13 protein-coding genes and 1 pseudogene are annotated in these 17405 nt (G+C 62.9%); 11 read left to right on the top strand and 3 right to left on the bottom strand.

Annotation, left to right across the window (positions count from 1 at the left end):
- Positions 1 to 24 precede the first annotated feature (24 nt).
- On the bottom strand, positions 25 to 1074 hold the full coding sequence (gene yejK, locus AB5Y50_RS08365; protein ID WP_039038628.1) for a nucleoid-associated protein YejK: 1050 nt from the start codon (positions 1072 to 1074) through the stop codon (positions 25 to 27).
- A 73-nt stretch (positions 1075 to 1147) separates the two neighbouring features.
- On the opposite strand from yejK, the gene AB5Y50_RS08360 reads away from it, so the two are divergent.
- The 10 genes and pseudogenes from AB5Y50_RS08360 to hdfR all read left to right on the top strand — a co-directional run bounded on the left by AB5Y50_RS08360 (position 1148) and on the right by hdfR (position 14338).
- Positions 1148 to 1375, top strand: a complete 228-nt coding sequence (locus AB5Y50_RS08360; protein ID WP_039038627.1) for a YejL family protein — start codon at positions 1148 to 1150, stop codon at positions 1373 to 1375.
- Between the two features lie 43 nt (positions 1376 to 1418).
- On the top strand, positions 1419 to 3266 hold the full coding sequence (locus AB5Y50_RS08355) for a DUF3413 domain-containing protein (protein WP_010674246.1): 1848 nt from the start codon (positions 1419 to 1421) through the stop codon (positions 3264 to 3266).
- Between the two features lie 249 nt (positions 3267 to 3515).
- Entirely contained in the window at positions 3516 to 5684 is a 2169-nt protein-coding gene (locus AB5Y50_RS08350) for a TonB-dependent hemoglobin/transferrin/lactoferrin family receptor (protein WP_103858823.1), read from the top strand.
- The gene (locus AB5Y50_RS08345; protein WP_103858822.1) at positions 5684 to 7726 is read left to right on the top strand and encodes a prolyl oligopeptidase family serine peptidase; all 2043 of its coding nucleotides are present in this window, start codon (positions 5684 to 5686) and stop codon (positions 7724 to 7726) included. Before AB5Y50_RS08350 ends, AB5Y50_RS08345 begins: the two co-directional genes overlap by 1 nt.
- Positions 7727 to 7755: 29 nt before the next feature.
- Positions 7756 to 10166: pseudogene (locus AB5Y50_RS08340) on the top strand (proprotein convertase P-domain-containing protein).
- Between the two features lie 50 nt (positions 10167 to 10216).
- Positions 10217 to 11584 (top strand): DUF1566 domain-containing protein, encoded by a 1368-nt coding sequence (locus AB5Y50_RS08335; protein WP_103858821.1) that lies wholly within the window; start codon positions 10217 to 10219, stop codon positions 11582 to 11584.
- On the top strand, positions 11581 to 12138 hold the full coding sequence (locus AB5Y50_RS08330; RefSeq protein ID WP_043155288.1) for a DUF1566 domain-containing protein: 558 nt from the start codon (positions 11581 to 11583) through the stop codon (positions 12136 to 12138). The genes AB5Y50_RS08335 and AB5Y50_RS08330 overlap by 4 nt, the downstream gene beginning before the upstream one ends.
- A 194-nt stretch (positions 12139 to 12332) precedes the next feature.
- Positions 12333 to 12815 (top strand): serine protease inhibitor ecotin, encoded by a 483-nt coding sequence (gene eco / locus AB5Y50_RS08325; RefSeq protein ID WP_010674240.1) that lies wholly within the window; start codon positions 12333 to 12335, stop codon positions 12813 to 12815.
- A gap of 291 nt (positions 12816 to 13106) precedes the next feature.
- Positions 13107 to 13463, top strand: coding sequence for a DUF413 domain-containing protein (locus AB5Y50_RS08320; protein WP_010674239.1), 357 nt, complete (start codon positions 13107 to 13109; stop codon positions 13461 to 13463).
- Complete coding sequence (gene hdfR, locus AB5Y50_RS08315) at positions 13463 to 14338, top strand: HTH-type transcriptional regulator HdfR (RefSeq protein ID WP_039038620.1); 876 nt, start codon at positions 13463 to 13465, stop codon at positions 14336 to 14338. The genes AB5Y50_RS08320 and hdfR overlap by 1 nt, the downstream gene beginning before the upstream one ends.
- A 114-nt stretch (positions 14339 to 14452) precedes the next feature.
- Here the strand turns inward: hdfR and tyrA are convergent, their stop codons facing one another.
- Positions 14453 to 15592, bottom strand: a complete 1140-nt coding sequence (gene tyrA / locus AB5Y50_RS08310; RefSeq protein WP_102948242.1) for a bifunctional chorismate mutase/prephenate dehydrogenase — start codon at positions 15590 to 15592, stop codon at positions 14453 to 14455.
- Between the two features lie 118 nt (positions 15593 to 15710).
- Positions 15711 to 16784, bottom strand: coding sequence for a 3-deoxy-7-phosphoheptulonate synthase (locus AB5Y50_RS08305; RefSeq protein WP_010674236.1), 1074 nt, complete (start codon positions 16782 to 16784; stop codon positions 15711 to 15713).
- Positions 16785 to 17210: 426 nt separating this feature from the next.
- Here AB5Y50_RS08305 and AB5Y50_RS08300 point away from each other — a divergent pair.
- Positions 17211 to 17405, top strand: a 195-nt coding sequence (locus AB5Y50_RS08300; protein WP_368162519.1) for a transposase domain-containing protein, incomplete at its 3' end; no start/stop codon positions are given.

Below are 17405 nucleotides of genomic sequence, written 5' to 3'. Positions count from 1 at the left end.
GCAAGAAATGACGGCTGGATCACATTACGACTGGCGCAGCAATTGATCCTTGAGATTGGGCGGGACTCCCCTGATGGTCAGGGTGTCGGTCTGGGGATCGTAAAAGACCCGGCTGTTGAGCAACTTCTGCTCGAAGCTCAGAGTCAGGCCGCCACCGGAGCCCACAAACTTGGTCAAGCCCCGCAGGGTGGAACGGTCCGCCGGGAAGCGCTCCTCCAGCTCGTACTCCTGACCGATGAAGCTGTAAAAATCGAGGTCCCCATCACCGGGCAATTCCGCCGACAGCTCCTTGATCTCGATCTCCTCGCCGGCGCTGGCCTGCTCGGTGCAATATTTGAAGACCTGCTTCTTGTAGTCATTGCGCTCGGCCGGTTCGAGCTGGCGGCTGTCGCAGTAATCGTCCACCGCCTGCAGCAACCCCTTGTTCTGGATCTTGGCATCCATGCCCTCCCGGGCCCCCAGCAGATCCATGAAGAAATCCCCCAGCTTGCGACCGACCCGGCCCTTGCTGAAGGTGATATAACGACGCGAATCCCCTTGGGTTTTCCACTCGGTGAGATCGATGCGGGCCACCAGATTGAGTTTGCCGATATCCAGGTACTGGATGTGGCGCAGCTCCAGCGCCTCGCTCACGGTGACGCTCTCCTTGCCTTCCAGCAGGGCGATCATCAGGTAATCCACCCCCACATAGTTGTACTTGGCAATCAGCAACACCCCCTGCTCGTCCAGGGCATGCTCCACCAGCTGCTTGACCAGCATCTGGGTCAGGTTGACGGAAAAGGGGACGAACTCGGTCTGCTCCGCCAGCAGCTGCTCCAGGGCGATGCGAAAGGCGGGGGAAGGCTGCTTGGGGGCGTCTTCCCCCTCCGCCAGCTCGGCGACGGCGGCCTCGGGATCGGCGAAGAAGCCAAAGCCCTTTCCCCCCTTGCCGTTGTAGATGCGATGCAGCTCCGCCATCAGCCCTTGTACCGCCTCGTCGGCAGGCAGGGTCTGGCTGCGGGTATCGGCGTGGGGCTGGCCATCGTTGCCCGCCCGCAGGGAGTGAAGAATGATCTTGTCGATATCGAGACTCATGTCACAAAGCCATAGTGTTAGCCGAAAGGGTGAAGTATTATAAGGCGCTTTGAACCGAGGTGAACCCAAGATTATGCCCATCGTATCAAAGTACAATAACGAGCAGTTTGACGCCCTGATGAACGACCTGATCACCGCCCTGGAGAAACACAAGGCACCGGTGGATCTCAGTCTGATGGTCCTTGGCAACCTGACCACCAACATCATCAACGGCATGGCCCCGGCCCAGCGCCAGGCGATCACCGAGAAGTTCATCCAGGCACTCACCGCCTCGGTGGGCCATCGCCACGATGCGCACTGAGTTTCTTCGCATTCTTTGATGTTTTTCAAGCAGATGGATCATTATGGTCGAAACCGGCAACCCCTATCGCGATAATGTCTCTCGCCTGATCACCTGGGGGCATTGGTTCTCCTTCTTCAACATCATCCTGGCCATGCTGATCTCGACCCGTTACCTGGGCGCCATCAGCTGGCCGTCGACCACGCTCGGCGTGACCTATCTCGTCATCAGCTGGATAGGTCATTTCTCGTTCCTGAGCTTCGTCACCTATCTGCTGACCATCTTCCCCTTGAGCTTCATCCTGCCCAGGGAGAAGCCGCTGCGCTTCATTTCATCCATCATCGCCACCCTGGCTCTGGTGCTGCTGCTTATCGACACCCAGGTGTTCCAGCTGTTCAAGTTCCACTTGAATGGCCAGGTGTGGCAACTGCTGCTGGATCAGGCGCAGACCGAAGAGGGCTCTATCTGGAGCATCATCTTCGTGGCGGTGCCCGCCATCTTCCTGCTGCAACTGCTGCTGTCGGCCTATGTGTGGCGCAAGATCAACAAGCGCAAACGCCGCCAGTACGGCAATCAGGTGGGACTGGCCCTGCTGGTCTGCTTCATCCTGACCCATCTGGTCAACAGCTGGGCGGATGCGACCCTGTATCAACCCATCACCATGCAGCGCGCCAACTTCCCCCTCTCCTACCCCATGACCGCCAGGAGCTTCCTGGCCAAGCATGGCTGGCTCGACCTCGAGCAGTATGAGAAGAAGGCCGAAGATCAGGGAAGCGCTGAGCACCGTCTGCTCTATCCCTTGCGCCCCCTCAGCGTGAGCGCACCCAGCGATCACAAGAACCTGCTGGTGGTGGTGGTCGACTCCCTGCGAGCCGACATGCTCAACAACATCAACATGCCCAATTTGCAACGCTACGCGGACAACCACTTCAATTTCCGCCAGCACATGAGTGGTGGCAATGATGAAGCCATGGGGATGTTCAGCCTCTTCTACGGGCTGCCCGGCCACTATTACGGGGACATCCGGGCCGACAAGCGCCCCCCTGTGCTGTTCGACGAGATGCTGCGTCAGGACTACCAGTTCGGCCTGTTCGGTGCACTGGAAGATGCCAAGCAGTATCGCCAAAGTCTGCTTGCGGGTCTGCGCAAGCAGGTCTTCGTCTCCCGCCAGACCGATGACCGCAGGCTCATCGATGACTGGCAGCAGTGGCTTGGCACGCGCACCGCGGACAGACCCTGGTTCTCTCTGGTCTATCTCTCTAGCCCGGGGGATTATCAGGTGCCAGCCAGCATCAAGGGCCCCTTCCAGCCCGAGTTGACCCGCTTCAACCCGGCCACTGCCTATCGGCCCGAGAACCTGCAGAAGCTGGAGAACCGCTACAAGAACGCGGTCTTCTATACCGATCAACTGCTGGAGCAGATGCTGACCCAACTGCAATTGCAGGGGCTTGATGATCAGACCATCGTCGTGGTCACCTCCAACCACGGTCAGGAGTTCAACGAGACCCAGAGCAACAGCTGGGGCTATGGCAGCAATTACTCGACCTATCAGGTGCAGGTCCCTCTGGTGCTGGCCTGGCCTGGTGCCGAACCTGCGCCCCAGGCGCAGGCGAGCAGCCACCTGGATCTGGTACCTACCCTGATGAAGAACATGCTGGGTGTACGCAACCCCTATCGTGACTACAGCACGGGGCGCAACCTGTTCGAAGCCAGTACACGCACCTGGCTGCTGGCGGGGGATCAGAATGACTTCGCCATCTATCAGGGCAACACCATCACCCAGTTCAACAAGCAGGGGGACTTCGAGCTGCTGGACCGCGACACCTATCGCCCCATCAAGCACGGCACCCCGGACATGGGCACCCTGATCCAGGTGATGAACGAGCTCAATCGCTTCTACCGCGCCCCCTGATCTGCGCCAGTCCACCTCCTTGAGCCCGCCCCTATGGCGGGCTTTTTCTTGCCCGCACCACACCCGTCCTCCTGTTTCTCATGGCGTCATTCGCAAACGTATGCCACCACCTTACTGATTTAACTCTCAAAAAATTCAATTCGATCAATATCATAAAAACAAAATGATAATGATTGTCATTTATTGATCTGCTTGACTCCCTCTGCAATAATCCGCGCCCTCAGGCTTAAATAATAATTATTCTCAAATATGAAAATTCGACTTCTTCACTACTGGCCCATGCTGCTGTCCGGTACGGCGCTGGCTGCCAGCGATCCCGCCGGGGTCGACACAACGGACATGCCCCCCGAACTCAAGGGGCGCGAAACCATCGTGGTCAAGGGACAGCGCATCGAGCAGAAGCTCTCCGACGTGTCGGGTTCCATCACCGTCATCACGGAGGAGGATCTGGATCGCCAGGTTGCCACCGAGCTCACCGATGTGTTCAAGAACGAACCCGGCGTCTCGGTGACCGGCTCCGCCGGCCGCCCCCAGAACATCATCATCCGCGGCATGGGCGGCAACCGGGTGCTCATCATCAAGGACGGGGTGCGGGTCAGCGACGGTTTTGGCGCCGACGACCTCAACGACAAGGTGGGCCGCTTCAGCTTCGATCTCGACGATGTCAAACAGATAGAGGTAGCCAAGGGAGCCGGTTCCTCCCTCCATGGCTCCGATGCCATCGGCGGCACCATCGTCATCAGCACCAAGCAGCCGGAAGATTACCTTCAGGGCCAGGATGCCTATCTCGGCAGCAAGGTGCTGCACGATGGCAACAGTGACAAGCAGAAGCTGAGCGCCACCGGCGCCGCCCGGATACGGGATACCGAACACCTGCTGCGCCTCTCCGGCTGGCAGGGACATGAGACCGCCAACTACGACGAGAGCCGCATCCCGGCGGATCTGGATGGCCTCAGCGCCTCCACCAGCTCTCGCATCCAGCTGAACGAACATCATCTGCTGCGCCTCGAACTCGACTACTTCGAGGACAACGCCGAACGGGATCAGGGGCCGCGCGAAGTGCCCCAGCCCGATGGCAAGTGGCAGGTGCGCCAGTACCACGAGCAGGGCAGCCAACGCACGCAGGGGGGAAAGCTGGCCTGGGAGGCGAGCAACCTCGACACAATACTGGCCGACAGCCTCACCTGGAGTGCCTACGGCAATCACTCGAAAAACACCGCCAACAAGCGCAGCCTGCTGCAAAACGATCTGCTGAGCGGTTATCCGCGCTATCGCAGCGAACGGGAGCTCGCCACCTTCACCGAAGACAGGATCGGTACCGAGCTGGATGTGCGCCGGGATCTCGCCACCGGCCCTCTCGCCCATCAGCTCAGTTACGGCATCGAGCTCGAGCGCACCACCCACGAGCGGCCGGTGGAGAAGCTGAGTCTGGAGGCCGGCATTCCCCAACCCGGCCAGTCCGCCCCCTTCAGCCGCGCCCGTACCGACAGGGCCGGAGTCTGGCTCGGCGACGTGGCCAGCCTGGGCCAGTGGCAGTTCACCCCCACCCTGCGCATGGATCACCAGTGGCTCACGCCGCTGGACGGCAGCAACGACAGCAACCACAGCTGGCACCTCTCCCCGAGCCTGGCCACCAGCTACCGCTTCAACGACCAGTGGCGCAGCTGGCTCAGCTACGCCAACGGGTTCCGGGCGCCTTCCTACGACAAGGTGTACGGCAACATCCCCCACTACTTCGCTCTGCCACCCTTCGAGATCATCGCCAACACCGGGCTCAAGGAAGAAACCAGCCACAGCATCGAGTGGGGGCTGAGTGGCGAGGGGGACAACTGGAGCATCAAGCCAGCGCTCTTCTACAACCGCTACTACAACTTCATCGACTGGCGCGAGGTGGGGCTGCGCCTGAGCGATGGCGTCATCCTGCGCCAATATCGCAACGTCGCCAAGGCCGAAACCTGGGGGGCCGAACTCGCCGCCAGCTACTGGCTGACCCAGGAGTGGGAGCTCGCCACCAAACTCGGCTGGGTCGATGGCGAGGACAACAAAGGTGAAGCGCTGCGCACCCTGACGCCCCTCGAGGGCAACACCCGTCTTAGCTATCAGGCCAATGAGTGGAGTCTGGGCATTCAGGCGGACTATGCCGCTGCCATGAGCCGGGTGCCCACCTGCGGCAACAGCCTGACCGGCCGCCAGGGGGACTGCCTCGAAAGTGCCGGCTGGCTCAGTTTCGCCCTGACGGCCGACTGGCTGGTCACCGACGCCCTCAAGGTCAACCTCAAGCTCGACAACCTGTTCGACACCCGTTACACCCGCTATCAGGATGTGGCCGGGCTGGAAGCCGGGACCGATGCTTCCCTCTTCACCCAGAGCGGCCGCACCCTGAGTGCCAGCCTGCGCTACACCTTCGTGGGGATCTGATGCACAGCCTATTGATCCTGGCCAGCCTGCTGGCCACGCCGGCCCCCGCCTCCCCCCTGCCTGAGGCAACCCTGGAGGCTGCGCCCCTCATCCCCGAGCGCCCGCAACTGATGAAGGGGGAGATAGCCCGCCTCGATCCCTATGGTGGCTGGCGTGACGACAGCCGCCAGGATCCCGCCCTCCTGACGCTGCTGCGCGAGCAGAACCGCTGGACCGAGCAGCAGCTCGCCGGCCAGGCGCCACTGGTGCAGCGCCTGCAGACGGAGTGGCAGGGCCGGGAGCGGGGTGAACCCGTGCCGGACGACTGGCTGAGCCAGGCTGGCAGCCAGTGGCGCATGGAGGCGGACGGCAGCCTGTGGCAGCGCAGCGACGCCAATGACGCTCCCCGAAAGCGGCTGGCTCCCCGCCAGCCGGCCGAGGGGTATTACGAGCTCGCCGCCTGGGCCCTGCACCCGGACGGGCAACTGCTTGCCCTGGCCGAAGACCGCAGGGGAGATCGGGACTACCGCATCACCCTGCTGGATCTGGCGAGCGGCGAGACACTGGCCTCTTTGCCTCACCGCGCCGGCGATCTGCTCTGGAGTCTGGATGGCAAGACCCTCTACACCCTCGTCAACGAGCGCCAGACCCTGCGCCCCTGGCAACTGCTGGCCTGGCAGGATGGCAAGGAGACCCTGGTGTATGAGGAGCGCGATCCCGCCTGGCTGCTCGGCCTCTATCGCACCACGGATCGCCGCCACCTGGTGCTGCAAAGCAACAACCACGACAGCTCCGAGCAATACCTGCTGGACGCGGGTCGGGCCGACCTGCTCAAGGGGCGCGAACGCGGCCTCGAGTACTACCTGGATACCCAGGGGGACAGGGTGCTGCTCAAGAGCAACCGGGACGGCGCCCTCGGCCTCTATCAGGTGGCCGACTTGAGCCTGGTGGCGAAGGGAGAGTGGCAACGGCTCTGGTCCGGCGAGGGCCGGGAACTCGAGAAGTGGCGCCTCTTTGCCTGGCACACCGTGCTGCAATACCGCAAGGAAGGGGATGACTGGCTCGATGTGCTGGATGCCAAGGGTGCGTTGATCCACAGCCTGCCGCTCACCGATGGCGCAGGCACGGCCTGGATCCAGGGCAGCCAGGAACCGGCCAGCGACAAGGTGCTCATTCGCCGCCAGGGGATGGCCGAGCCACCTCACCAGCGCTGGCTGGATCTCGCCTCCGGCGCCTGGGAGGGGACACCCGAGACCAGGGACACCTCCCCCTATCAGAGCGAGCGGCGCTGGATCGCGGGCAAGGACGGGGTCAAGGTGCCTGTCTCCCTGGTCTGGCGCAAGGGCATTACCCACCCCAGGGCACTGCTGCTCTACGGCTATGGGGCTTACGGCACCCCCATGCGCCCCTACTACCAGCCCCGGGTGCTGAGCCTGCTGGATCGCGGCTTTGTCTACGCCATCGCCCATGTGCGCGGGGGCGGTCTGCTCGGCGAATGCTGGTACCGGGAGGGTCGTGGCCGGGACAAACAGCACAGCGTGGATGATTTTCTCGCCGTGGCCGATGCCCTGGCACGGGATCCCGCCATCGATCCCGCCCGGCTGTTTGCCATGGGCGGCAGCGCCGGCGGCCTGCTGGTGGCAGCGGCACTCAACCAGGCGCCCACCCGTTTCGCCGGGGCCGTGCTGCAAGTTCCCTTCGTCGACCTGCTGAGCACCATGCAGGATCCCGAGCTGCCCCTCACCCGGCAGGAGTACGCCGAGTGGGGCAATCCGGCCATCCCGGGTGACTATGCCGCGATGCGCCGCCTGAGCCCCTACGACAACCTGCACAAGGCCCCTTATCCCCCCGTCTATGTGACGGGCGGCCTGCACGACAGTCAGGTGCCCTACTGGGAACCCCTCAAGTGGATAGCCCGCCTGCGATCCCATAGCACGGGAACAGGCCCCTATCTGCTGCGCACCGAACTCGACGGCGGCCACCTGGGCGCCCCCAAAACGGCGGCGCTGCGTGCGGCGCAGGAGTTTGCCTTCCTGCTCACCCTGGCGGGCGTCAACCACTGACCCCTTGTCCTCTTTTTCTGGAGTGAACCATGAAACCCTCTTCCCTGGCCCTCTGGCTGGTGGCAACCCTGATCTCATCGCCGCTGCTGGCGGCCGATCTGCAGTTTGTCGATGACCCCCCCCTCACCACGACGCCGAAGCGCTGGCTCGAGCAGCGCCTCGGTGTGCTCCTCGCCCCCGATTACGACAGGGCCAGCCTGCTCGGCCACCATTACAGCTTTCGCCAGCTGGTGAACGGCCTGCCGGTGGCCGCCACCCAGGCCGCCGTCAGTGTCGACGGGGACGGCCGCCCCTGGCGCCTCTACCACAACCTGCGCCCCTTGCAGAGCACAGCGCCCGGCTGCGATGCCAGCGGCACCCTGGATCCCCTGCTCGCCACCCTGCGCACCGACGGCAACCAGATAGAGACGCTGGGGCCGGTCGAAGCCTGGTACTGGCGAGACGGCGATACCCTGGTGCCTGCCCTGCGCCAGCGGGTGCGCGAGCACAAGGCAGGCAATGCCAAGGCCAGCCAGGTGCAGCTGTTTGCCCGTTGCGACGGGGAGCAGGAGCTTGGCCGTCTCGGGGATCAGGCAACTACCCGCCCTCTGCATGTCGCCGACGCAGGCGATATGCAGGTTCAGACCCGGGTGTTCGACCCCGATCCCCGCACCCGCCTGCAGGACGCCAGCCTGGTCTGGCACGACGCGCTGGTACTGGCAGAGACCGCCTATCAGGATCCGGTTCCCCTGCCGGTGAGCCTGCAAGCCGGGCAGTATCGCCTGAGCGGCCCCCATGCCAGGGTGGTGGATGTCATGGCCCCCGAATCGGCCCCCTACAGCAGCAGTGACGTGCAGGGTTTTCGCCTGACCCGGGACGATCGCGGCTTTGCGGACATCAACGCCTACTACCATCTGGATCTCGCCCAGCGCCACCTCAAGGCGCTCGGCTTCACCGATCTCATCCCCGGGGCGCTGACATCGACACGGACGCGGGCTATCAGGACAACTCCCTCTACGATCCGTTCGAACGCAGGCTGGAGCTGGGTCGCAGCGGCGTGCCCGATGCCGAGGATCCCATGGTCATCTGGCACGAGTTCGGCCACGGGGTGCAGCACCACATCCTGCCGGATCTCGGGGAAGAGGGTGACTGGGGAGCCATCGGCGAGGGCTTTGGCGACTACCTGGCCGCCAGTCATCGCCAGCGCAGCGAAGCCGGTCGCCAGTTCGAACCCGCCATGGTGTTCAACTGGGATGCCCGCTTCACCGACCGCACCCCGCGCCAACTCGACGATCTGCGCGCCCGCTACCATCCGGACTACCGCTACCCCGCCCACCGCACCATCAACGGCAGCAACGGGGATCAGCTCTGGGGCACCCCGCTGTTCCAGGCCCTGCTGACGGCGGTGGCCGAGCACGGCGAGGCGGCCAGGGACGAGTTTGATCGCGTCATCATCGAATCCCACTTCGGCCTGGGGCCGGCCATTCGCATGCCGCAACTGGCCCGGATCACCGTGGATACTGCCGCCCGTCTCTATCCGACGCGAGCCTATGCCCGTCTGCTGGAGCAGGCATTTCGCCAGCACGGGCTGCTGCAAGCTCCCGTCAATATCGCCCTCGCCGAGGGGAGCGCCATCCCGCTGGGGCAGCGCCAATCGGTGCAGCTGACCCTCAGCAACCCGGGCAAAGGGGAAGTGACCCTCAACGAGCTGGCCCTCACCCTGCCAACCGGGTTGCAGGCCGATCCTGACAACTGGCAACCAGCGACCCTGGCCGCCGGTGCCAGCATGACCACCACCCTGCGCCTGCTGGCCCAGAGCCCGCTCGCCTGCGGCGACGAGGCGAGCCTCTCGGTGAATCTCGCCATGAGCGGTACCAGCCCCACCGAGCGCCAGTGGCAGCAATCCCTGACCCTGCCCATCGGCACCCCCGTCATCAGCCGGGCCAGTGGTCGGTCACAGCGACTGAACGATGCCCAGAGCGAGGAGGTGCGCGGCCTGAGCGAAACCAGCCTGCTGCTGGAGAAGAGCGATGCCCGTGTGAGCGACAGGCTGCAACTGAGCCTGGATCTGCAGCACGAGGTGTTGGATGAGCTGGAGATCTGGCTCAGCTCCCCCGCCGGCACCCGGGTCCAGATCTGGGACAAGGGTTACAGCCCCCTGCCGAGCCTGAAAGGGGTCTTCCCCACCGAGTTGCAGTCCCTGCAACCCTTCAGCGCCTTCGAAGGAGAACCCCTGGCCGGTCGCTGGACCCTGGAGGTGGTGGACAGCAAACCGGGCAATCAGGGTTTCCTGAACGGGTGGAGCATCAGTCAGCGTACCGGCGCCCAGTGCGGCAACATCGTGCCCGTGCCGGATGACGGCATCATCCGCTTCGATACCTCGGACAGCAGTGGCGGTGGGGCCTTCCCCCTGCTCTGGCTGCTGCCGCTGGCCCTGTGGCGCCGTCTGCGTCGCCTCTGACTCTCCCTATATAAAGAAGAGAGGGGCCAAGGCCCCTCCAAGGACACACCATGACCATGAGAATGACCCCGATCGTCTGCCTGCTGGCCCCCCTGCTCAGCGCCTGTGGCGGCGGTTCGGACGAGGCTCCCCTGACCGCGCCGGACTACCGCCTGACGGTCAGCCTGCCCGCTGCGGGCACCCTGTGCATCAACCTGAACCAGAACGACGGCTGCGAAGCCAATGAGCCCGCCGTCAGCGGCGAGGCCGGAGCCCACTCCCTGACCCGGCGCCACCCTGATCTGCTCACCACTCCCCTGCTGTTCATTCCGGCGGATCCCGCCGCCCTGCCCCTGGCCCACCCGGCGGCGCGCCAGGACAACCAGCACCTCACCCCCAGCCCCCTCAGCACCCTGCTGCAGACGCGTATCTCGGACGGGCTGCCACCGGCTCAGGCCCTGACGGACGTACTGCTCGCCCTGGCGCCCCTTCACCCCGGCCCAGATCTGGCGGCCCTGGCGCAGCTGGGCGACTTCAACCGCGCCCTCGCCGAGCTGGCCCTCGCCGCCTTCGATGACGAGGCCACCCTGCCCACCTTGGCCGCCAGCGAACGCCGCCTGCAGATCTGGCAGGGGCTGGTCACCCTGCTGCCCGAGCTCGCCCGGCACTTTGCCGCCAGCCCCGAGCTACTGAGCCAGCAGGCCAGACTCGCCGCCGTGCTGATGCAGCAGCAACCTAGGGCGTTGGTGACCGCCAGCGGCGTCACCACCTACACGGACGGGGTGGATTACCTGCTGACCCAGGAGCCTGCGGATCACCCGGGCCAGGAGGCGAGCCTGGGCCAGGCGCCCCTGCGCTATCGCAAGCTGGACGGCAAGGGGCAACCCCTGGCGGACAATGCCGACGAGTGGGAGTGCGTGGAGGATCTCAATACCGGCCTCGTCTGGGAGAAGAAGCTCGATGATCCGGACAGTCCACGGGATCTGCACAAAGTCTTCGCCTGGGAGTTTGGCAACTATCACCCCAGTCAGGCGGAGCTGGATTATGCCTGCCCCGAGGGGGAAGCTATCTGCTCCACCGAGCAGTATCGCCAATGGCTAAATGGACAACGACTCTGCGGCATAGGGCACTGGCGCCTGCCCACGGCCCAGGAGCTAGGCAGCCTGCAACACTACGGCTCCCTCGCCCGCCAGGATGGCCAGCTCGTCACCCTGGATGTGCGCTACTTCCCCGACGTCGGTCCCTCGAGCGGCGACTTCGATGGCAGCTACTGGACCCAGACCCTGACCCCATCCCGGCGCCTCGAGAGCGTCCCCATCGCCGTCATCAGCCCTCAGTTCCTGGGGGAGGATGCGGGCACCGATTACCCCTATGGCGTCCAGAACGAAAATGAAATCAATGCCATACAACTGCGCCTTGTGGCCGAGGTAACCCGATGAACAAGTATCTTCTGACCCTGCTGCTCACCCTGTGCAGCCCCCTGGCACTGGCCATCGCCATCTGCGACGACGCCCTGCCCCGTACCAGCCCCACCGCCCGTTTCCAGGATCACGGCAACGGCACCGTCACCGACAGGGGCACCGGTCTGACCTGGATGCGCTGCCAGCTCGGCCAGACCTGGCGCAACCAGAGCTGCGAGGGGGAACCCACCCGCCTCTACTGGCAACAGGCACTGCAGACGGCGGAACGGATCCGCACCGAACCGAGCCATGCCCTGTATGGCTTTGGTGGTCATCACGACTGGCGCCTGCCCACCATCAAGGAGCTCGCCAGCATTCTGGAGTCCGCCTGTTACAAACCGGCATTGAACGAAACCATCTTCCCCCGCGCCATGGCCGGGGATGGCAAGGAGGTGAACGACGGCTATGTCTATCTCTGGTCCTCCACCCCGGTGCCGGCCCTTCAGGGCGTCGCCTACCTGGACATCACCAGCGGCTCCGTCGCCCAGCGCGCCCCCCGCGCCTGGGCGAAACAGGTCCTGCTGGTGAGGTGACAGCCTGGACATGGGGGCCACCCGGCCCTCTGTTTGACACGATGCAAGAAGCGCCAGGGTGACCCTGACCGTCAAAAAAGCATCAAATTGCGTCATGTGATGCCTGTTCAGGGCGGTTTTGCACGCCGCAGCGCTGGCATGAAACCGGCAGAGCGGTTAGTCTAGCGGCGTTGAACCAATCCCAAGAGGTACAGATGAAAACCGTGTTGCGTTTTAGCCTGCTGGGCGCCTTGTTATTGGGTGGCCATGCCTTCGCCGCCGAACCGAAAAAATTTGATATCAGCATGTTCCCCGCCGCCGAAGTGAACCAGGAACGTGTCGTGATCCGTCTGCCGGAAGTCGAGAACGAAGCCGACATGATGGTCGAGCTGCAAGTCGGCAAGAAGATGCTGGTCGACTGCAACCTGCCCCGCTTCGCGGGCAATCTGGAACAGCACAGCGTCAAGGGCTGGGGTTACAACTACCTGACCCTGGGCCAGGTCACCGGCCCCGTCAGCACCCTGATGGCCTGCCCAGATGGCCAGAAGAAAGAGAGTTTCGTCCAGATCTACGGTCAGGGCTTCTTCGTGAACTACAACTCCAAGCTGCCCTTCGTCATCTATGTGCCCCAGGAGTACGAGGTGCGCTATCGTCTGTGGCGTGCCGACAACCTGGCACAGCCAGCCATGATTGAGTGAGTGCCGCGCACTCGGGTTCAGCTCAGTCATGATGATAAAAAGGCGCCATACGGCGCCTTATTTTTAGCTTCCGAGCCCGTTTTTGAGCTGTTTTTCCTGTACAAAATCTGACATAACTCCACTATTTTTCAGGCTTTTTTGTGCAGCGCACCGCAAAATGCCCCCTCGGGATGCGACAAACCCTGTTCGATAAAAGATATTTATTAACATAGTAAGAAAATTGATTTTGCACTCTGCGACGGCCTGATGATACTTGCCCGCAAAGGTCAAACTAACCAGAACAAGAGCACTATGAGCTTCGAATCAGACAAGCGTTTCAACGACTTCAAACATTTTCCCCGTGGCCTGCGTCGCAGTGGCGAATTCACCGTGGCCGAAGCGGACAGTCTGGAAAAATATGGCACCGTGATGCTGGCGCTCTATCAGGGCAACCTGGCCCCGCGCGATGACGTAGAAAGTGCCTTTATCGAACAGGTCAAATCCGGCGCAGCCGGCAACAACCCCCACGCCAAGGTGTGGTTCAAATACCTGAAGGTGATTGGTCCCAAGCGCGTGCACCGTCTGTGCACCGTCGCTGGCGGCGCCAATGAAGATGCTGGTGGCAGCTTTGAAGGCGGCGGTGGCGGCAGCGACGAGTCCCTCGATTAATGGATACCGAGCTGCTTCGGACCTTCATCGAGGTCAGCAAGACCCGGCACTTTGGCCGGGCGGCTGAAAATCTCTACCTGACCCAGTCGGCGGTGAGCTTCCGGATCCGCCAGCTCGAGCAGCAACTCGGGGTCAGCCTGTTTGCCCGTCATCGCAACAACATCCGCCTGACTGCCTCCGGTGAGCGTCTGCTGCCCTACGCAGACGCCATTCTGCATACTTTGGGGCGCGCCAAGCAGGACGTGGCCCTCTCCCCCGGTTTCAGCCAGCAGCTTGCCATCGGCGCACCCGCCGTCTTCTGGGAGCTCGACTTCAACGACTGGCTCAACCATGTCTATGCCCTGGCCCCCGGCCTCGCGGTGCGCCTCGAAACGGCCTCCCGCGAGCACCTCTGTCGCCAGTTGCTGGAGCGCTCCCTCGATCTCGCCCTGCTCTCCGAGCCGACCAAGATCGACGAGATTGCCCTGCACCCCATCGGCGAGCTGGTGTTCGAACTGGTGAGCCGGGAGCCGGCCGCAAACGCCGACAGCCTGATGCAGATGCCCCACATTCATCTCGACTGGGGCACCAGCTTCGAACCGCCATCGAGCCGGTTGCAGAGCCTGCAGAAGACCCCAGTTCTGCATTCAAGCTCCGCCAGCATGGCCCTGCAATTCGTGCTGGCCAACGGCGGCGCCGCCTACCTGCCAAGGCGCATGGTGAGCCCCTTCCTGGAGCAGGGGCAGCTTCATCTGGTGGAAGGGGGCCAATCCCTTAGCCGCCCGCTCTACCTCGCCTATCTGGAGAAATCCGACCGCCGGGAGCTGATCGATCAGCTGCTCACCCTGCCGCTGGGCTGGCATGACGCCGACTTGCGTCAACCGCCTGCCGAATGAAAGAGGGCGATTTCACGCCCAGACCTGTGTTTTCATCTACCCTGGTTATCAGTGCAGCACAAACAACATGAAAAAGGGGCCATCAGGCCCCTTTTGTATGGATGTCTTTGTGCATCAGCCGTGATGGCGACGGTCGTTGGCCTGGGCCAGCAGGGTACGGCTCTCGCGCAGGAACTCCTCCGCCCGCTCGCCGAAGAAGCCGGAAACCTGGCTGAAGGCCTCGATGAAGCCCTCTCTGTCGCCCCGCTCCAGCAACCCAAGCGCCTCGCCGAAGTTCTGGTAGTAGCGGCGGATCATCGCCAGGTTCTGGGGCGACGACAGTATGATGTCGGCGTAGAGATGGGGATCCTGGGCAAACAGCCGTCCCACCATGGCCAGCTCCAGCCGGTAGATGGGAGAGCTTAAGGCAAGCAGACGGTCGATGTTGGCCTGCTCCCGGGAGAGGTGCCAGCCGTAGGCGAAGGTGGCGAAGTGGCGCAGCGCCTGAATAAAGGTCATCGCCTCGTCGTGGGCCCTGGCCTCCACCTGCTGCAAACGCGCCCCCCAGATGGTCATCTGCTCCAGCAGCCACTGGCTGGCGACGGGATCGCGTCCCTGACAGCAGACGATCACCTGCTTGGCGAGGCTCGCCACGTCCGGCCCGAACATGGGGTGCAGCCCCAGCACCGGCCCCTGGTGTACCGCCAGCATATGGGCAAGCGGTTCACTCTTGACGCTGGTCACGTCCACCAGCAGACAGTCCGCCGGCAGGTTGCCGAGCCGGTCGATCACCTGGCAGGTGACGTCGATGGGCACCGCCACCATCACCAGCCCGGCGCCGTGCAGGATCTCGTCGGCGCGTGGCCAATCGGCCTGCCCCAGGGTTTCAACCCGGTAGCCCGAGAGGCTGAACAGGTTGCCGAACAGGCGGCCAAGCTGCCCCTGGCCACCGATGATCACCACCTTGCCGAGCTCAGGCTTCATGCACTTGAAGTGGTGCTCCTTGTCGCTGGCGGACTCCAGAATATAGGACTCGCGCATCACCCGGCGCAGCACGTCCTCGATAAGGTCCCCCGGCACCCCCAGTACCTCGGCCTCGGCGCGGCGGCGGGCCAGCATGCTCGCCTCCCGATCCGGTGCATAGATGGGCAAGCCGTGCCGGCTTTTCACTTCCCCCACTTCCCCCACCAGGGCGAGACGAGCGGCCAGCAGATCAATCAGCTGCTTGTCCACCGCATCTATCTTGTCCCTGAGGGCATTCAACTCTTTCGCCATGTCCAGTCCCTGCTGGCGCCGCCCGCAGCGACGCCCTGTCATTCAAGAGGCAACAAGGTATCACTGCGTGGGCAGTGATACCTCGATGGTTCAATCAGTTGCAACAAGATACCACGGCTTATGCCGATGTTCTGGCCAAAAGTGGTGCCGCCAGCTGGCTGTGGCAGCGGGCCAGCAGCGCATCCGTGGTCTCCCAGTCGATGCAGGCATCGGTGATGGAGACGCCGTAGCGCATCTCGCACTTGGGCTGCTCGCTGGACTGGTTGCCTTCGAACAGGTTGGATTCGAGCATCACCCCGATGATGGAGCGGTTGCCCTCCTGGATCTGGTGAATGACGTTGTCGGCCACCTTGGGCTGCAGCCGGTGATCCTTGCTGGAGTTGCCGTGGCTGCAATCCACCACCAGACCGGGCAGCAGGCCCGCCTTCTCCAGCGCCTCTTCCGCCAGCGACACATTGACCGAGTCGTAGTTCGGGTGCTTGCCGCCGCGCAGGATCACATGGCCATCCGGGTTGCCCTGGGTCTGCAGCAGCGCGACCTGACCCTGCTGGTTGATCCCCATGAAGGCATGAGGACTGGAAGCGGCCTGCAGCGCATTGATGGCGGTGCCGAGGTTGCCGTCGGTGCCGTTCTTGAAGCCGACCGGCATGGAGAGGCCGGACGCCATCTCCCTGTGGGTCTGGGATTCGGTGGTGCGGGCACCGATGGCCGACCAGGAGAAGAGCTCCGCCAGGTATTGCGGGCTGATGGGGTCGAGCGCCTCGGTGGCCAGAGGCAGCTCCAGCTCGGCCAGCCAGCAGAGCAGCTCGCGGGCGCGGTGCAGACCCAGTTCCACGTCAAAGGTGCCGTCCAGGTTCGGATCGTTGATAAAGCCCTTCCAGCCGACCGTGGTGCGCGGCTTCTCAAAGTAGACCCGCATGACAATGTAGAGAGAGTCCTGATAGGCGTCATGCAGCGCTTTGAGTCTGGTTGCGTACTCTTTGGCGGCGTCCATGTCGTGGATGGAGCAGGGTCCACAGATCACCAGCAAGCGGTGATCGCGACGGTGGATGATGTCGGCGATGGTATTGCGGGCCCCTTGCACGAATGCCAGCGCGCGATCGGAGATCGGCAGTTTCTCCTTGAGCTGGGCAGGCGTGATCATCACTTGTTCGGACTGGATATGGATGTTGTTCAGGGGATCTCTTTGCATCTTCTCATTCTCTCTACTGTTTCAAGCCAAGGGCGCTGACCGTATATTTTTGTTTACACAAGTCAGCACTTTGTTACGCAACCGCCCCCACCTTACCAAGGAAAAACAAACAATCAAGTGAAACTAGCGTCTTTGCACGCTGACAGATGGATAAATGACCAATAATGCAGAGTGAAACAACTCAAAAGTAGCGACACGCGAGGCCAAATCAGACCCAAATCGTAAATATTTAATTACACCCATCCATTTCAATATCATCTCTCTGCCCCCTCTCATGACCCCTTATCCGACCCCTCATCCCGGCGATGACCCCGGGCACAAAAAAAGCGGGGCACCTGGCCCTAATGCCGATCAGTTAAGGATCCATTGACCGATCCTCAGGCTGTGTAAGAATCCGAAACTCCTTGTTGGGTTTCGGATTTTTTTATGCGTATCGACCAAGCTCTCGACTTCATTCACGCCTGTCCTCCCGGAAAGTTTGAGTCCCTGTCTGACCTGCTGTCACCTGAACTGGTGCAGGCTTGCTTGGCCGAGACGGGCTCCGTCTCCTTGCGCCGACGGCGCATGCCCATGGAGCGGGTGCTATGGGCCATTATCGGGATGTCCTTGTTTCGTCATGTC

The organism is Aeromonas sp. s6, assembly GCF_040907815.1.
Classification (GTDB): Bacteria; Pseudomonadota; Gammaproteobacteria; order Enterobacterales; family Aeromonadaceae; genus Aeromonas; species Aeromonas caviae.
Note: the sequence above shows the minus strand (reverse complement) of the source record. Positions and strands in the feature narration are given on the sequence as shown.

Excerpts from the sequence above, each read along its gene's own strand:
- yejK (WP_039038628.1), bottom strand. The coding sequence starts at position 1,074 with ATGAGTCTCGATATCGACAAGATCATTCTTCACTCCCTGCGGGCGGGC.
- AB5Y50_RS08360 (WP_039038627.1), top strand. The coding sequence starts at position 1,148 with ATGCCCATCGTATCAAAGTACAATAACGAGCAGTTTGACGCCCTGATG.
- AB5Y50_RS08355 (WP_010674246.1), top strand. The coding sequence starts at position 1,419 with ATGGTCGAAACCGGCAACCCCTATCGCGATAATGTCTCTCGCCTGATC.
- AB5Y50_RS08350 (WP_103858823.1), top strand. The coding sequence starts at position 3,516 with ATGAAAATTCGACTTCTTCACTACTGGCCCATGCTGCTGTCCGGTACG.
- AB5Y50_RS08345 (WP_103858822.1), top strand. The coding sequence starts at position 5,684 with ATGCACAGCCTATTGATCCTGGCCAGCCTGCTGGCCACGCCGGCCCCC.
- AB5Y50_RS08335 (WP_103858821.1), top strand. The coding sequence starts at position 10,217 with ATGACCATGAGAATGACCCCGATCGTCTGCCTGCTGGCCCCCCTGCTC.
- AB5Y50_RS08330 (WP_043155288.1), top strand. The coding sequence starts at position 11,581 with ATGAACAAGTATCTTCTGACCCTGCTGCTCACCCTGTGCAGCCCCCTG.
- eco (WP_010674240.1), top strand. The coding sequence starts at position 12,333 with ATGAAAACCGTGTTGCGTTTTAGCCTGCTGGGCGCCTTGTTATTGGGT.
- AB5Y50_RS08320 (WP_010674239.1), top strand. The coding sequence starts at position 13,107 with ATGAGCTTCGAATCAGACAAGCGTTTCAACGACTTCAAACATTTTCCC.
- hdfR (WP_039038620.1), top strand. The coding sequence starts at position 13,463 with ATGGATACCGAGCTGCTTCGGACCTTCATCGAGGTCAGCAAGACCCGG.
- tyrA (WP_102948242.1), bottom strand. The coding sequence starts at position 15,592 with ATGGCGAAAGAGTTGAATGCCCTCAGGGACAAGATAGATGCGGTGGAC.
- AB5Y50_RS08305 (WP_010674236.1), bottom strand. The coding sequence starts at position 16,784 with ATGCAAAGAGATCCCCTGAACAACATCCATATCCAGTCCGAACAAGTG.